This window comes from Gloeotrichia echinulata CP02 (assembly GCA_038087035.1).
Lineage (GTDB): Bacteria > Cyanobacteriota > Cyanobacteriia > Cyanobacteriales > Nostocaceae > Gloeotrichia > Gloeotrichia echinulata.
Genome location: CP051187.1, coordinates 4,185,040 through 4,200,566, shown reverse-complemented (window position 1 = coordinate 4,200,566; position 15,527 = coordinate 4,185,040). Strand labels below are relative to the sequence as shown.

Genomic DNA, 15,527 nt, shown 5'->3' with positions numbered 1-15,527 from the left:
CAGATCTGCCTTTTTAACATCAGATACATATTTTTCGGATCTGACTACAGTCAAGAAACTCTTGACCACAGCAAACCTGGGATTGGGACCTAACACCCAATTTACAGATCCGAGGGAAAATGCAGCGATACTTGACCGCTTTGCCTACGATATCGACTCCCACAAATCCCAAATTTACGCCAAGTTCCTACAATTACCTCACACTGGCATTTTCCGAGTGTTACCCTATTCAGCGTACCAGCGTCCCCTGAATACTCAAAAGAATGGATTGCCAGCCAGAGTCAGTCAGCGCCATCCCTTCCCCTTATTAGGTGTTACTAAGGAGTCGTTCAATCCCAGTCTAGCACTTCAGACGGATGGCGATCACTTTGGCTGAGTGCATCAAAGCATTGATTATGAGTTTAGGGTGGATTTGGGCGCTGTCCCCTCCTTGTGGGTGGAGTTTCCCGCCGACTTCCAATCAACCAAGAATCCCACCCCTTGCCAAGTACTGAGTCGCGAATGGCATGTTTTACCAGTAATAATACGGTAATAGGACTTACGCACTGTACAAATTTGGCATGGTATGCTTTTACCAAAATACGTTGTTTCAGGCTTTGATTAATTATTACTTTGATGGTAAACAGACCCGCGTTTTCGGGGTTTAGCATTGCTAAACCCCTACGAAATCTCCGGTTTTTTGCAGCCCATATTTTGTGTGTTTTGTCAATGCGTAAGTCCTAGGTAAAACCAGGATTTTTGGCGTTGTTTCGATGATATGTAGGGGATCTAGGCCTTGCGCCCCGAAGCACAATCCTCTTCGCCGAATTTTGGCTTTTCAATTTTGGATTTTGGAATTGAAGATTCAAAATCTAAAATTTTCAAAGGTCTCTTCGCGTAGCTCTTCCGTGAGTTTCCCCCGAATCAATACTGCATAGGTCTTGCCCAATAAGCCCAAAAACATTAACCCGCGTAGGTTGGGTTGAAGACCGAAATCCAATATTTGGGGGGCTTTTGTTGGGTTTCGCTCAAGGGTTTTGGTCCTGTGTTTTTATAAAATTAATTGACAAGTCCCTGACTTTAGACATGGGGTCAATCTAAAATCTATCCAAAATTGTGTGACATAGCTGATAAAATGGGTGTTAACCCCTATTAGCCATTCGTATCCTTTAAAGGGTGGGAGTGTCCATTTAATTCCGCTTGACTACTAAAACTGAACAATTCGCTGCTTCTACCACTTGACTACTGACAGAACCGTGGACAATTCGCTTCATACCAGTTAAGCCCCGACTGCCAATAACAATCAAGTTCGCCTGGTAAATATTAGCAAGGCGAATAATCTCGTCCGCTGGATCGCCATTTACCAGATCTACTGCACTACTGACTGGCAATTTTTCCTGATAGGATTGCAGCTGTTTTTCAATATGAAAATAAGAAAGTGTTGGTGACTCTGGCCCAGGACGATCAGCAGGAAGTTCAATATCTGACTCTGGTGTGGAAAAAACATGACAGAGAATAACTTTGGTGTCTTGTGGTGATAACACCAGATCTTCTAAACTCTGAATGACTCTTTCGGCAATTTCTGAACCATCCAAAGCTACCAAAATAGTTTTTAGCACCGCTTTCGTCTCCTCAAGACTATAACACTCAACCGCCAATCGTCAACCGTCAACAATTGCGATTGAATGTTTTTTATGTAAAAGTCCCATAGTCGCCAATGTCTCAAACTTTGACTTTGAAGCTACTGAACAACTTTTACCAAAATTATAAGCAAAAATTAATCATTCCAAATCATTCTTCTTGCTGAATTCGGCGGCGGACTGAATCGGCGTGGGAGGGTAGTCCCTCAGCTATAGCTAGTTTATTAATTGCACCAGCCACCTTTTGCAGTGCGGTTTGCGAGTATTGAATAATACTGGAGTGTTTGAGGAAAGTTTCCACACCCAATGGTGAAGCATAGCGAGCCGCACCAGAAGTCGGCAAGGTATGATTAGGTCCGGCTAAATAGTCGCCTACAGCTTCTGGCGTAGAAGCCCCCAAAAAAATAGCCCCAGCGTGGCGAATGTCCGGAAGTAGTGCCCACGGGTCTTCAACTTGTAACTCCAGGTGTTCCGGCGCAAATTCATTTGACAGTTCGGCTGCGGCTGCTAGGGATTCGACAATGACAATCAACCCGTAGTGAGCGATCGCTTTTTCTGTGTCTAGTCGCCGGGGGTGATCTACCAACTGTCTTTCCAGCGCTACCTGCACGTTCTTGGCCACAGCAGCATCTGTGGTCAACAAAATTGCCGCCGCCATCGGGTCGTGTTCGGCTTGTGCTAACAAATCAGCGGCAACATGTACCGAATTTGCCGTTTCATCGGCAATAATTAGCACTTCGCTAGGCCCTGCTAAGGAATCAATTCCCACAGTTCCATAGACCAGTTTTTTGGCTAGGGTGACATAAATATTACCAGGACCTGTAATTATATTCACTTTGGGAATAGTTTCTGTCCCGTAGGCTAAAGCAGCGATTGCTTGCGCTCCGCCAACGCGATAAATTTCCTGCACTCCTGCTTCTTGGGCAGCTACTAGGACTGCGGAGTTAATTGTTTTGACCGGACCTGGTGGTGTTACCATCACAATGCGAGGCACACCGGCCACCTTTGCCGGAATAGCATTCATCAGTACCGTACTGGGATAGGAAGCCCGACCACCAGGTACATATAAACCCGCCCGGTCTACAGGGGTGTAGCGTTTACCCAGCACTACATCATCATCGCCAAAATGTACCCAACTTTTGGGTACTCGCTGACGGTGAAATGCTTCAATTTGCTGACAAGCTAGCCGAATCGCTTGGAGCAACTCTTTAGATACCTGTTGGTAAGCCGCATCCAATTCTGAGCCTGTAACACGGAGATCCTCCGGTTTCAGGGTTTGGTTGTCAAATTCGGCTGTGTAATGCAATACAGCTTTATCGCCTTGGCGCTTGACTGCTTGCAAGACTTCTCGCACCGTTGCTTCTTTATGAACCACCTGTTCATCATGGGTGCGATCGCAGATCCTTTGTAGTTCTGCTCTGACGTCTGCCTGCTGAGTAATGATTCGCAGCATGGAGTAAGGACAATGCCAAAATTAGAATATTTCCGCTTGATCATCAGTTTCGCTCTTTACCCCCTGGGGCGCAAAGCAAACGCTAACTCTCTTCTCTAGCTTAACCTGGATTTTTTTGATACTTCCAAGGTTTCTACCATAGTCATTGTCATTTGTCATTCGTCATTTGTCATTTGTCATTTGTCATTTGTCATTTGTCATTTGTCATTAGTTTAGTGATAACTACCTTGACCCTAGACCCTGGACTGTGGACTGTGGACCGTGGACTGTGGACCGTGGACTTTGACCCTTGACCCTTGACCCTTGACCCTTGACCCTTGACCCTTGACCCTTGACCCTTGACCCTTGACCCTTGACCCTTGACCCTTGACCCTTGACCCTTGACCATTGACCCTTGACCCTTGACCCTTGACCCTTGACCATTGACCCTTACCTATTTTTTCCCCAAATGTCCACATTGGCAATTTAAATGCTATATTAGTAAGTCTAGTAGTGTGTGTAAATATTAATAGTTTTTTTGGAACTGTGGCGAATACAAAGTCTGCTCTCAAGCGTGCCGAAATCGCAGAACGCAATCGATTGCGTAATAAAGCCTACAAATCAGCAGTTAAGACGCTGATTAAGAAGTACTTTAGCGCAGTACAAGTCTATGCTGCTAATCCTACTCCAGAATTAAATCAAGAAGTACAGCTGAGATTGTCTGAGGCTTACAGCAAAATTGATAAAGCTGTCAAGCGGGGTGTGCTTCACCCTAATAACGGGGCTAGGAAGAAGTCAAAATTGGCTCACCGACTCAAACCACTCACACAAACAGCACAGTAGTCCAAAGTCAAGAGTCAAAAGTCCAAAGTCCAAATTACTGACAATTGACTCTTGATTCTTGATTCTTGATTCTTGACCATTGACTCTTGACAAAGATGCAGCTAATTGATACCCACGTTCATATTAACTTTGACGTTTTCCAGCCGGATTTAGCATCAGTGCGAGCGCGATGGCAAGAAGCAGGAGTAGTACATCTAATACATTCCTGTGTTCAGCCTGAAGAATTTGCGAGCATTCAAGCCGTAGCGCAGAAGGTTCCCGAACTCAGTATTGCCGTTGGATTACATCCTTTAGATGCTGATCAATGGACTAGCGAGACAGCGAGTCAAATCCGAGCTTTGGCGAGTTCTGACCCAAAAGTCGTCGCCATTGGGGAAATGGGGCTGGATTGTTATAAAGCCAATAACTATGAGCAACAGCAGATAGTGTTTGAAGCCCAATTAGCAATCGCCGCTGAACTTAACTTACCAGTGATTATTCATTGCCGCGACGCAGCATCGCTGGTAAGAGAAGTATTGCAAAAATGGCGTTCGTCAAAAGGAGATAGGATTCGGGGGGTGATGCATTGCTGGGGTGGAACGCCAGAAGAAACCCAGTGGTTTACCGACTTAGGATTCTACATTAGCTTTAGCGGGACAGTAACGTTCAAAAACGCCAAGCAAATACAATCCTCAGCTGCTGCGGTCAGGAGCGATCGCCTGCTAATTGAAACCGATTGCCCTTTTTTAGCTCCGGTACCAAAACGGGGCGAACGTCGTAATGAGCCTGCTTATGTCCGTTACGTAGCGGAGCAAGTAGCGCTATTGCGAGGGGAAACGGTAGAGGCGATCGCTGCTCAAACCACACGAAACGCCTGTGAATTATTTGGTCTGACACTGTAAAGCCCGTCTGGATGCGCTGTTGATTGAGGTAAAAAAAATAAACTTCTAGGAGGACAAAAATATGCTAAGATTATTCCCTCCAAAACACTTTGCTTGAGCCATAATGATAAAGGTAGGAACTCACAACTCCTCAGCTAATTTTTGCCCTGTTATTGAGTTAACCATCGCGCAGAAAGTGCGAAGCAGCCCTAGGGCTTCTTGGCACCAATAAAAAATTCATTCATCACAAAGGATACAAACCCCTAAATTCATTGATGGAGAAAGAACAAAATCTGTGTGAAGACGCACAGGGCGATCAAAAACAAGTGTGCCTTAAAGTCGGCAGTGTGGCATTATTGTTACACTGCAAGTGAATTTTTTGTGGCTAAATGAGGAATTTTTGATTTCGTTGAATCTTGAATGGCAATTGACCATCCTCATATCTCTACAAGTAGATGCTGTCAATAGGTCAGCACCCCGCACTGAAGCGACATTGCTCTTGGGTGTCTAACTTCAGTTTAGCTGACACGCCTAAGTCCTAATATTGGACTGCGTTTTTTAGGTGACTAACCCTGGTAATCTAGGTTGAGTTTGATTTTTGCACAACAACTCATGTTTTGTATTTAACCTATAGAAAATTGTTAAACGTAATTGCCCTGTGAGAATAACGCACCAAGATACAGCAATACTGATTCAAAATCGGCAAAGAGCCATTGCCTCAGTCTTAGGATATCAACGTGACTATAAATACAAAGTGGTACTAAAAAAACCACAGTGTAAAGCTGCGTAGCCTAATTAAAGCACTTTTGGGAGGGTAAGTGAGTCAAATCGATCTAATTCCAGAATATCTCAACTATCTACTCTTGAGGAATCGACCTAATAGCTGGATTTTAGAGGTACTTGCCCTAAATCAGGGGCGATTACCCCCTTGCCAAAATAGCACTTTCGAGCTTTAATTTCTGCGTTTGCCCGCACCTTTCTCTAAAATAGCAGGTGGCGTCAGGAGAAGTTCCCAAATAGCTAAGGACACAGGCTTTGGGTGGGAACCCTCAAAAATTAGTGTCCAAAGGAAAGTTTAACCAGGTTGACAAAGGTAGAGGCATGACTAGCGAAAAATATTTAGAACCCGCCTTTTTGTTGCCCGATTTGATTGAAATCCAGCGTTCAAGCTTTCGCTGGTTTTTAGAAGAAGGGCTGATAGAAGAACTCAACTCCTTTAGTCCGATCACAGACTACACTGGCAAACTAGAGCTGCACTTTTTAGGTCATAATTACAAACTTAAAGAACCAAAGTACAGCGTCGAAGAAGCCAAACGGCGGGACAGCACCTATGCTGTACAAATGTATGTCCCTACACGCTTGTTGAACAAAGAAACAGGGGACATCAAAGAGCAAGAAGTATTTATTGGGGATTTGCCTTTGATGACTGATCGGGGCACGTTTATTATTAACGGCGCCGAGCGGGTAATCGTCAACCAAATTGTGCGATCGCCGGGAGTCTACTATAAATCAGAAATTGACAAAAACGGACGACGCACCTATTCTGCTAGTCTTATCCCCAACCGAGGGGCGTGGCTGAAATTTGAAACAGACCGGAACGATCTAGTGTGGGTACGCATTGACAAAACCCGCAAACTTTCAGCACAAGTGCTACTGAAAGCCCTAGGATTATCAGATAACGAAATTTTCGACGCCTTACGTCACCCAGAGTATTTCCAAAAAACTATCGAAAAAGAAGGGCAATTTTCGGAAGAAGAAGCCCTGATGGAGTTGTATCGGAAACTACGTCCTGGTGAACCACCGACAGTATTAGGTGGACAACAACTGTTAGATTCACGCTTCTTTGACCCCAAACGTTATGACCTCGGTCGTGTCGGGCGGTATAAACTTAACAAGAAATTACGGTTATCTGTTCCTGATACCATGCGGGTGCTGACACCGGGGGATATCTTGGCCGCAGTCGATTACCTCATCAACCTAGAATATGATATTGGTAATATAGACGACATCGATCACCTGGGAAATCGCCGGGTCCGAAGCGTTGGTGAATTGCTGCAAAACCAAGTGCGGGTAGGCTTAAACCGTCTAGAGAGAATCATTCGCGAACGGATGACCGTATCCGATGCCGAAGTTCTTACCCCAGCTTCCTTGGTTAACCCCAAGCCATTGGTAGCAGCAATTAAAGAATTCTTTGGTTCGAGCCAATTAAGTCAGTTCATGGATCAAACCAATCCCTTAGCAGAACTGACCCACAAACGCCGACTGTCTGCCCTAGGTCCTGGTGGTTTAACCAGAGAACGGGCTGGGTTTGCCGTGCGAGACATCCATCCGAGCCACTACGGACGGATTTGCCCAATTGAGACACCAGAAGGACCAAACGCCGGTTTGATTGGTTCTTTGGCAACCCATGCGCGGGTTAACCTGTACGGCTTCTTAGAAACACCATTTAGACCGGTGGAAAATGCGCGAGTCAGATTTGACCTGACACCAGTTTACATGACTGCCGATGAAGAAGACGACCTGCGGGTTGCCCCTGGGGATATACCAGTTGATGAAAATGGCGTGATCATTGGTCCCCAAGTACCAGTACGTTATCGGCAAGAATTTTCCACCACAACCCCTGAACAGGTGGACTACGTAGCAGTTTCACCAGTGCAAATCGTATCGGTAGCTACGAGTATGATTCCCTTCTTGGAACATGACGACGCCAACCGGGCACTCATGGGTTCCAACATGCAACGCCAGGCCGTACCCCTGCTCAAACCAGAGCGGCCTTTGGTGGGCACTGGGTTAGAAGCCCAAGGTGCAAGGGACTCCGGGATGGTAATTGTTTCCCGTACAGATGGGGACGTTACCTATGTAGACGCCACAGAAATTCGTGTGCGTCCCAAATCATCAACCGGGGAACTTAGATACACAGTTTCTAAGTACCAGCGTTCCAACCAAGACACTTGTCTTAACCAAAAACCCTTAGTGCGGATGGGTGAGCGCGTTGTGGCTGGTCAGGTATTAGCTGACGGGTCATCCACTGAAGGTGGGGAATTGGCCTTAGGGCAAAATATTGTTGTCGCCTATATGCCTTGGGAAGGCTACAACTACGAAGACGCGATTTTGATTTCCGAAAGACTGGTACAGGATGATATCTACACCTCAATTCACATTGAAAAATATGAAATTGAAGCTAGACAAACCAAACTCGGACCAGAAGAAATCACCAGAGAAATTCCCAACGTTGGGGAAGACGCCCTGCGCCAGTTAGATGAACAGGGAATCATCCGCATTGGGGCTTGGGTAGAAGCCGGGGACATCTTGGTGGGTAAGGTAACACCAAAAGGTGAATCAGACCAACCACCAGAAGAAAAACTATTACGGGCGATATTCGGCGAAAAAGCACGGGATGTTAGGGACAATTCCCTGCGCGTGCCCAACGGTGAAAAAGGCCGGGTAGTTGATGTACGGTTATTTACCCGTGAACAAGGGGATGAATTGCCACCAGGGGCTAACATGGTAGTTCGGGTATATGTCGCCCAAAAGCGGAAAATCCAAGTCGGCGACAAAATGGCAGGACGCCACGGTAATAAAGGGATTATTTCCCGGATTTTGCCTTTAGAAGATATGCCCTATTTGCCAGATGGTTCACCAGTGGACATTGTTCTCAACCCCCTGGGCGTACCCAGCCGGATGAACGTAGGACAAGTATTTGAGTGTCTATTGGGTTGGGCTGGTCACAACTTAGGCGTGCGCTTTAAGATTACTCCCTTCGACGAAATGTATGGGGAAGAATCATCCCGGCGAATTGTGCATGGCAAATTGCAAGAAGCAAGGGACGAAACCAGCAAAGACTGGGTATACAACCCAGATAACCCCGGCAAAATCATCGTATATGATGGTCGCACCGGCGAACCCTTTGACCGACCAATCACCGTAGGCGTAGCTTATATGCTGAAACTGGTGCATTTGGTGGATGATAAAATCCACGCCCGGTCTACAGGTCCATACTCCTTGGTTACACAACAGCCATTGGGAGGTAAAGCCCAGCAAGGTGGTCAGCGGTTTGGAGAAATGGAAGTGTGGGCATTGGAAGCCTTTGGTGCAGCTTACACCTTGCAGGAACTGCTGACAGTAAAATCTGACGATATGCAGGGGCGAAATGAAGCGCTCAATGCCATTGTCAAAGGTAAGGCAATTCCTCGACCAGGAACACCAGAGTCCTTTAAAGTGTTAATGCGAGAATTGCAATCACTGGGCTTAGATATTGCTGTCCATAAAGTAGAAACCCAGACAGATGGTAGTTCCTTGGATGTAGAAGTCGATTTAATGGCAGACCAATCAGCCAGACGCACACCGCCTCGACCCACCTACGAATCTCTCTCCCGCGAATCGCTGGATGAAGATGAATAGGGATTAGGGAATAGGGCATGGGGCATAGGGCATGAGGCAGAGCGCATGGGATGAGAAATGAGCAATTAGGGATTACGGACTCAAGGAAATAATCAATGCCCAATGCCCAATGCCCAATGCCCAATGCCCAATTCCCAATCCCCAAAACTAAATACACCCATAACTCATTACTCAACACTTAGTATGAGAAACGCCCAGACTAATCAGTTTGACTACGTTAAAATCGGCTTGGCTTCCCCTGAACGCATTCGCCAGTGGGGCGAGAGAACTTTGCCTAATGGTCAAGTAGTCGGTGAAGTCACCAAGCCAGAAACGATTAACTACCGGACTCTGAAGCCGGAAATGGACGGCTTATTCTGTGAACGGATCTTTGGACCTGCGAAAGATTGGGAATGCCATTGTGGCAAATATAAGAGAGTTCGTCACCGTGGTATTGTTTGCGAGCGCTGCGGAGTGGAAGTCACCGAGTCGCGGGTGCGTCGCCATCGGATGGGATTCATCAAACTTGCTGCACCAGTAGCCCACGTTTGGTATCTCAAAGGCATCCCTAGCTATATTTCCATTCTGCTGGATATGCCTTTGCGGGATGTGGAACAAATAGTTTATTTCAACTCTTATGTTGTTCTGTCTGCAGGTAATGCCGAAACTTTAACCTACAAACAGCTCCTCAGTGAAGACCAGTGGCTAGAAATTGAAGACCAAATTTATAGCGAAGATTCCCAGCTACAAGGTGTAGAGGTAGGTATTGGCGCGGAAGCCCTACTGCGGTTGCTGGCTGATATTAACTTAGAACAAGAAGCCGAAACCCTGCGGGAAGAAATTGGTAACGCTAAAGGACAAAAGCGGGCAAAGTTAATTAAGCGCCTGCGGGTAATTGACAACTTCATCGCGACCGGTTCTAAACCAGAGTGGATGGTGATGGCGGTTATCCCTGTGATTCCTCCTGATTTGCGCCCAATGGTGCAGCTGGATGGTGGACGCTTTGCGACCAGTGACTTAAATGATTTGTATCGGCGGGTAATTAACCGTAATAATCGTTTGGCGCGTCTGCAAGAAATTCTCGCACCAGAAATTATTGTGCGGAACGAAAAGCGGATGCTGCAAGAAGCCGTAGACGCTTTGATTGACAATGGTCGTCGGGGACGCACGGTGGTAGGGGCTAATAACCGCCCGCTGAAATCTCTGTCTGACATTATTGAGGGTAAGCAAGGACGTTTCCGGCAAAACTTGTTGGGTAAACGGGTTGACTACTCTGGACGTTCGGTAATTGTGGTGGGTCCAAAGTTACATATCCACCAGTGCGGTTTGCCTAGAGAAATGGCTATTGAGCTATTTCAGCCCTTTGTGATTAATCGCCTGATTCGCAGCGGTATGGTAAATAATATCAAAGCTGCGAAAAAACTCATATCTCGCAATGACTCCAGTGTCTGGGATGTCCTAGAAGAAGTGATTGAAGGACACCCAGTGATGTTGAACCGGGCGCCAACGCTGCACCGCTTGGGTATTCAGGCTTTTGAGCCAATTTTGGTGGAAGGTAGAGCAATTCAATTGCATCCTCTAGTCTGTCCGGCGTTTAACGCTGACTTTGACGGGGACCAAATGGCGGTACACGTTCCCCTATCTTTAGAAAGTCAGGCAGAAGCACGGTTATTGATGCTGGCTTCTAATAATATTTTATCGCCAGCCACTGGTAAACCAATTATCACACCCAGCCAAGACATGGTGTTAGGGGCATATTACTTAACTGCAGAGAATCCCCACGCCGTCAAAGGCGCAGGAAAGTACTTTGGTTCTATGGAAGATGTGATTATGGCTTACCAGCAAGACCAAGTTGACCTCCATTCTTATATCTACGTGCGGTTTGACGGTGACGTTGAGACAGAACAACCGGATACAGAACCAGTTGAAGTGACAGAAAACACCGATGGTACCCGCACATTGATGTATAAATTCCGTCGGGTCAGACAAGACGCTGAGGGGAATTTGCTTTCTCAGTATATCCGCACGACAGCAGGTCGCGTGATTTACAATAACGCCATTCGGGAAGCACTGGCAAGTTAATTTAGGCGTTAAAAGTTAGGAGTTAAGAGTGAAGAGTTAGGAGTGAAGAGTTATGAAACTCCTCATTCCTGACTCCTAACTTTTAATTCCTAACTCCTGACTCCTAACTTTTAACTCCTAAGTCCTAACTTTTAACTCCTAACTGCTAACTCCTAACTATTGACTTATGACACAACACGAAAACACGGTTTTCCGCAATCGGGTAGTTGACAAAGGTCAACTGAGAAATTTAATTTCTTGGTCTTTTACGAATTACGGCACAGCGCGTACTGCGGTCATGGCTGACAAGTTGAAAGACTTGGGATTTCGCTACGCTACCAAAGCCGGGGTTTCGATCAGTGTAGATGATTTGATGGTGCCGCCTTCTAAGCGATCGCTCCTGGAAGCTGCAGAGGAAGAAATTCGCGCTACCGAAGCCCGTTATCAACGGGGAGAAATTACTGAAGTGGAACGTTTCCAAAAGGTAATTGACACGTGGAACGGTACTAGTGAAGCCCTCAAAGATGAAGTTGTTGTCCACTTCAAAAAGACCAATCCCCTCAATTCCGTCTACATGATGGCATTTTCCGGGGCACGGGGTAACATTTCCCAGGTCAGACAGTTGGTGGGGATGCGGGGTCTGATGGCTGACCCCCAAGGGGAAATTATTGACTTACCTATCAAAACCAACTTCCGGGAAGGACTGACTGTCACCGAATACATTATTTCGTCTTACGGTGCGAGAAAAGGCTTGGTAGATACCGCCTTGCGGACTGCTGACTCTGGTTATCTCACCCGTCGTCTGGTGGATGTATCCCAAGATGTGATTATCCGGGAATTTGACTGCGGCACCACTAGGGGTATTCCCGTTCGGGCGATGATAGAAGGTGGCAAAACAAAGATCCGCTTGGCTACACGGTTGTTTGGTAGGGTAATCGGTGTAAATGTAGTACATCCTACGACAAAAGAAATCATTGCCCCACGCAATACCCCAGTTTCTGAAGAATTGGCGGAAAAAATTCAAAAATCTGGGGTGACGGAAGTCGTGGTGCGTTCTCCCCTGACTTGTGAAGCAGCGCGTTCGGTGTGCCAACACTGCTACGGCTGGAGTTTGGCTCATGCTAAAATGGTGGACTTGGGCGAAGCGGTGGGAATTATTGCCGCTCAAAGTATTGGTGAACCTGGAACTCAGCTGACCATGCGGACATTCCACACAGGTGGTGTGTTTACAGGGGAAGTAGCGCAACAAGTGCGATCGAAAATCGATGGTACTGTCAAGATTCCCCGCAAACTGAAGGTGAGAGCCTATCGTACTCGCCACGGTGAAGAAGCTCTGTATGTTGAGGCTAACGGTATCCTAAATTTGGAGCCGAAGAAAGAAGGCGCCGATACCCCAATCAACCAAGAGATTCATCTGACACAAGGTTCAACACTATATGTGTTCGATGGACAGCAGGTAAAAACTGGTCAGTTGCTAGCAGAAGTTGCCCTTGGTGGACGTACAGTTCGTACTAATACGGAAAAAGCGGTAAAAGATGTTGCCACTGACTTGGCAGGGGAAGTGCAGTTTGCCGAAGTCGTACCCGAACAAAAAACAGACCGTCAAGGCAATACCACGACAACCGCCGCTAAGGGTGGTTTGATTTGGATTTTGTCTGGGGAAGTGTATAATTTACCGCCTGGTGCAGAATTGGTAGTCAACAATGGTGATGCGATCGCCAGCAATGGGGTGTTAGCAGAAACCAAATTAACTACCTTACATGGCGGTGTCGTGCGTTTACCAGAAGCGACCCCAGGTAAGAGTACCAGGGAAATCGAAATTATCACTGCTTCTGTGGTCTTAGACCAAGCAACCATAACCGTTCAAAGTTCCCAAGGTCGCAACAACTACTTGGTCTCCACGGGTAATAACCAAGTTTTCAACCTTAGAGCTACCCCAGGCACAAAAGTGCAAAATGGTCAAGTAGTCGCTGAGTTAATTGACGATCGCTATCGCACCACCACCGGCGGACTCCTGAAATTCGCGGGGGTAGAAGTCCAGAAAAAAGGCAAAGCCAAGCTTGGTTATGAAGTGGTACAGGGAGGCACTTTACTGTGGATTCCCGAAGAAACCCACGAAGTCAACAAAGATATCTCCTTGCTGTTAGTGGAAGACGGACAATTCGTTGAAGCTGGCACCGAAGTAGTTAAGGATATTTTCTGCCAAAACAGCGGTGTGGTTGAAGTTACCCAGAAAAACGACATCCTGCGGGAAGTGGTGATTAAGCCAGGGGAATTGCTCATGGTAGACGACCCGGAAGCTGTTCTGGGAAGAGATAACACCTTGATTCAGCCAGGGGAAGAATTCCAAGGAACTGTGGCCACAGAATTACGCTATATCCAGTATGTGGAGTCACCAGAAGGGCCAGCGTTGTTGACCCGCCCAGTGGTGGAGTTTGCGGTTCCCACTCATCCTGATGTGCCTTCTACTACTTCTGTTAGCCAACAAACCGGGCGTTCAATTCAGTTGCGGGCGGTGCAAAGACTGCCTTACAAAGACTCTGAGCGCGTTAAGTCGGTCGAAGGCGTGGAACTGCTGCGGACTCAACTAGTGTTGGAAATTGACTCCGAAGGTGAACCAGACCATAACGCTTCTCCCCTAGCAGCAGATATTGAATTAGTCCCTGATACGGAAGACTCAGAGGTTCAACGCTTACAGCTAGTTATTTTGGAGTCCTTGGTAATTCGCCGAGACATATCTGCTGATGCTACCCAAGGTAGTACTCAGACAACTCTGGAAGTAGAGGATGGGTTAACTATTGCTCCTGGCGCAGTCGTCGCCCGTACTCAAATCTTGTGTAAAGAGGGGGGTATTGTCCGGGGTGTGCAAAAAGGTACTGAAGCCGTGCGTCGCTGTTTGGTGTTACGCCATAGTGATATGATTACGCTAAATGCTACCGCCCAGCCAAAAGTCAAACTCCGTGAATTGGTCGTAGAAGGTACAGAAATCGCACCTGGTGTCTTTTCTGAAGAATCCGGACAAGTAGTAGAGGTCAAAAAGTTAGGAGTTAAGAATGAGGAGTTAGGAACTAACTCATCACTCCAGACGCAAAACTACGCTGTGACTATCCGCGTTGGTCGTCCCTATCGCGTCAGTCCAGGTGCTGTGTTGCAGATAGAAGATGGCGATTTGGTACAGCGTGGTGATAATTTGGTGTTGCTGGTGTTTGAACGTGCCAAAACCGGGGACATTATTCAAGGTTTGCCCCGGATTGAGGAACTTCTCGAAGCCCGTAAACCTAAAGAGGCTTGCATTTTAGCACGTCGTTCTGGAGAAGTCAAGGTTGTTTATGGTGATGGTGATGAAGCGATCGCCCTGAAGATAGTAGAAGCCAATGGAGTGGTCGCAGATTATCCCCTAGGACCTGGACAAAACTTAGTGGTGACAGATGGTTCCCATGTGTCAGCGGGACAACCCGTGACTGATGGCCCTTGCAATCCCCACGAAATTTTGGAAATCTTCTTTAGCCTGGGTTCCGAGGATGGAATCTACGCCTGTGCTAGCCATGCGTTACAGAAAGTGCAGACATTTTTGGTGAACGAAGTGCAGTTAGTTTATCAGTCCCAGGGGATTGATATTGCTGACAAACACATAGAAGTGATTGTTCGCCAGATGACTAACAAAGTCCGAATTGATGACGGTGGTGACACCACCATGCTTCCTGGCGAATTGGTGGAGTTGCGCCAAGTAGAGCAAGTGAACGAAGCGATGGCAATTACTGGCGGTGCTAGAGCGCAATACACTCCCGTATTATTAGGGATAACCAAAGCATCGTTAAACACCGACAGTTTTATTTCTGCTGCGTCCTTCCAAGAAACAACCAGAGTATTAACTGAAGCCGCCATTGAAGGTAAATCTGACTGGCTGCGGGGGTTAAAAGAAAACGTGATTATCGGACGATTGATTCCCGCCGGGACTGGGTACAATGCCTATGAGGAGACGGGAACAATTGACGAGTATACAGCGTTGGAAAGCACCAGCGTTATAGATGAAGTTGATGATCCTTTGGATATGGTGCTAGATGACCGCACAGCACGGGCTTACAATTTAGATTCGCCTTCCCTTGAATCTCCCTTTGGTAATAGACGTGGAGAACGGTCACTTTTGGATGAAGAAGATGAGCTGTTAATTGCTGATGAAGTCATCGACCTCGTTGTCGAAGAAGACGAAGAGGATGATTACGAAGATGACGATGAAGAAGATGATTACGATGAAGATTAAAGCTAAAGGTTGAGAAACTATTAGCTTGATTTAAATAAGCGCCAGTATCCAGATTCAAATGGATGCTGGCG

Annotated in this window: 8 protein-coding genes; 6 read left to right on the top strand and 2 right to left on the bottom strand. The window is 46.7% G+C overall.

Features of this window, described 5'->3' with window-relative positions:
* Positions 1-61: 61 nt before the first annotated feature.
* The gene (locus tag HEQ19_18530; protein ID WYM01188.1) at positions 62-376 is read left to right on the top strand and encodes a hypothetical protein; all 315 of its coding nucleotides are present in this window, start codon (positions 62-64) and stop codon (positions 374-376) included.
* A gap of 793 nt (positions 377-1,169) precedes the next feature.
* Here the strand turns inward: HEQ19_18530 and HEQ19_18525 are convergent.
* Both HEQ19_18525 and hisD read right to left on the bottom strand, forming a co-directional pair.
* Entirely contained in the window at positions 1,170-1,598 is a 429-nt protein-coding gene (locus HEQ19_18525) for a universal stress protein (GenBank protein ID WYM01187.1), read from the bottom strand.
* A gap of 172 nt (positions 1,599-1,770) precedes the next feature.
* Positions 1,771-3,072 carry a histidinol dehydrogenase gene (hisD, locus tag HEQ19_18520; protein WYM01186.1) on the bottom strand — a complete coding sequence of 434 codons (1,302 nt, stop codon included), beginning with the start codon at positions 3,070-3,072 and terminating at the stop codon, positions 1,771-1,773.
* A 525-nt stretch (positions 3,073-3,597) separates the two neighbouring features.
* On the opposite strand from hisD, the gene rpsT reads away from it, so the two are divergent.
* The 5 genes from rpsT to HEQ19_18495 all read left to right on the top strand — a co-directional run bounded on the left by rpsT (position 3,598) and on the right by HEQ19_18495 (position 15,456).
* Positions 3,598-3,894: a 30S ribosomal protein S20 gene (gene rpsT, locus HEQ19_18515; protein WYM01185.1), complete on the top strand. Its 297-nt coding sequence runs from the start codon at positions 3,598-3,600 to the stop codon at positions 3,892-3,894.
* A 95-nt stretch (positions 3,895-3,989) separates the two neighbouring features.
* Positions 3,990-4,775: a TatD family hydrolase gene (locus HEQ19_18510; GenBank protein WYM01184.1), complete on the top strand. Its 786-nt coding sequence runs from the start codon at positions 3,990-3,992 to the stop codon at positions 4,773-4,775.
* 1,080 nt (positions 4,776-5,855) lie between these two features.
* On the top strand, positions 5,856-9,155 hold the full coding sequence (gene rpoB / locus HEQ19_18505) for a DNA-directed RNA polymerase subunit beta (GenBank protein ID WYM01183.1): 3,300 nt from the start codon (positions 5,856-5,858) through the stop codon (positions 9,153-9,155).
* A 183-nt stretch (positions 9,156-9,338) separates the two neighbouring features.
* Positions 9,339-11,216 carry a DNA-directed RNA polymerase subunit gamma gene (locus HEQ19_18500; GenBank protein ID WYM03496.1) on the top strand — a complete coding sequence of 626 codons (1,878 nt, stop codon included), beginning with the start codon at positions 9,339-9,341 and terminating at the stop codon, positions 11,214-11,216.
* A 166-nt stretch (positions 11,217-11,382) separates the two neighbouring features.
* Entirely contained in the window at positions 11,383-15,456 is a 4,074-nt protein-coding gene (locus HEQ19_18495) for a DNA-directed RNA polymerase subunit beta'' (protein ID WYM01182.1), read from the top strand.
* The last annotated feature ends 71 nt before the right edge of the window (positions 15,457-15,527 follow it).

Bases quoted from the DNA above. Each gene is read 5' to 3' on its own strand.
- rpoB (WYM01183.1), top strand. From the start codon at position 5,856: ATGACTAGCGAAAAATATTTAGAACCCGCCTTTTTGTTGCCCGATTTG.
- HEQ19_18510 (WYM01184.1), top strand. From the start codon at position 3,990: ATGCAGCTAATTGATACCCACGTTCATATTAACTTTGACGTTTTCCAG.
- hisD (WYM01186.1), bottom strand. From the start codon at position 3,072: ATGCTGCGAATCATTACTCAGCAGGCAGACGTCAGAGCAGAACTACAA.
- HEQ19_18495 (WYM01182.1), top strand. From the start codon at position 11,383: ATGACACAACACGAAAACACGGTTTTCCGCAATCGGGTAGTTGACAAA.
- HEQ19_18500 (WYM03496.1), top strand. From the start codon at position 9,339: ATGAGAAACGCCCAGACTAATCAGTTTGACTACGTTAAAATCGGCTTG.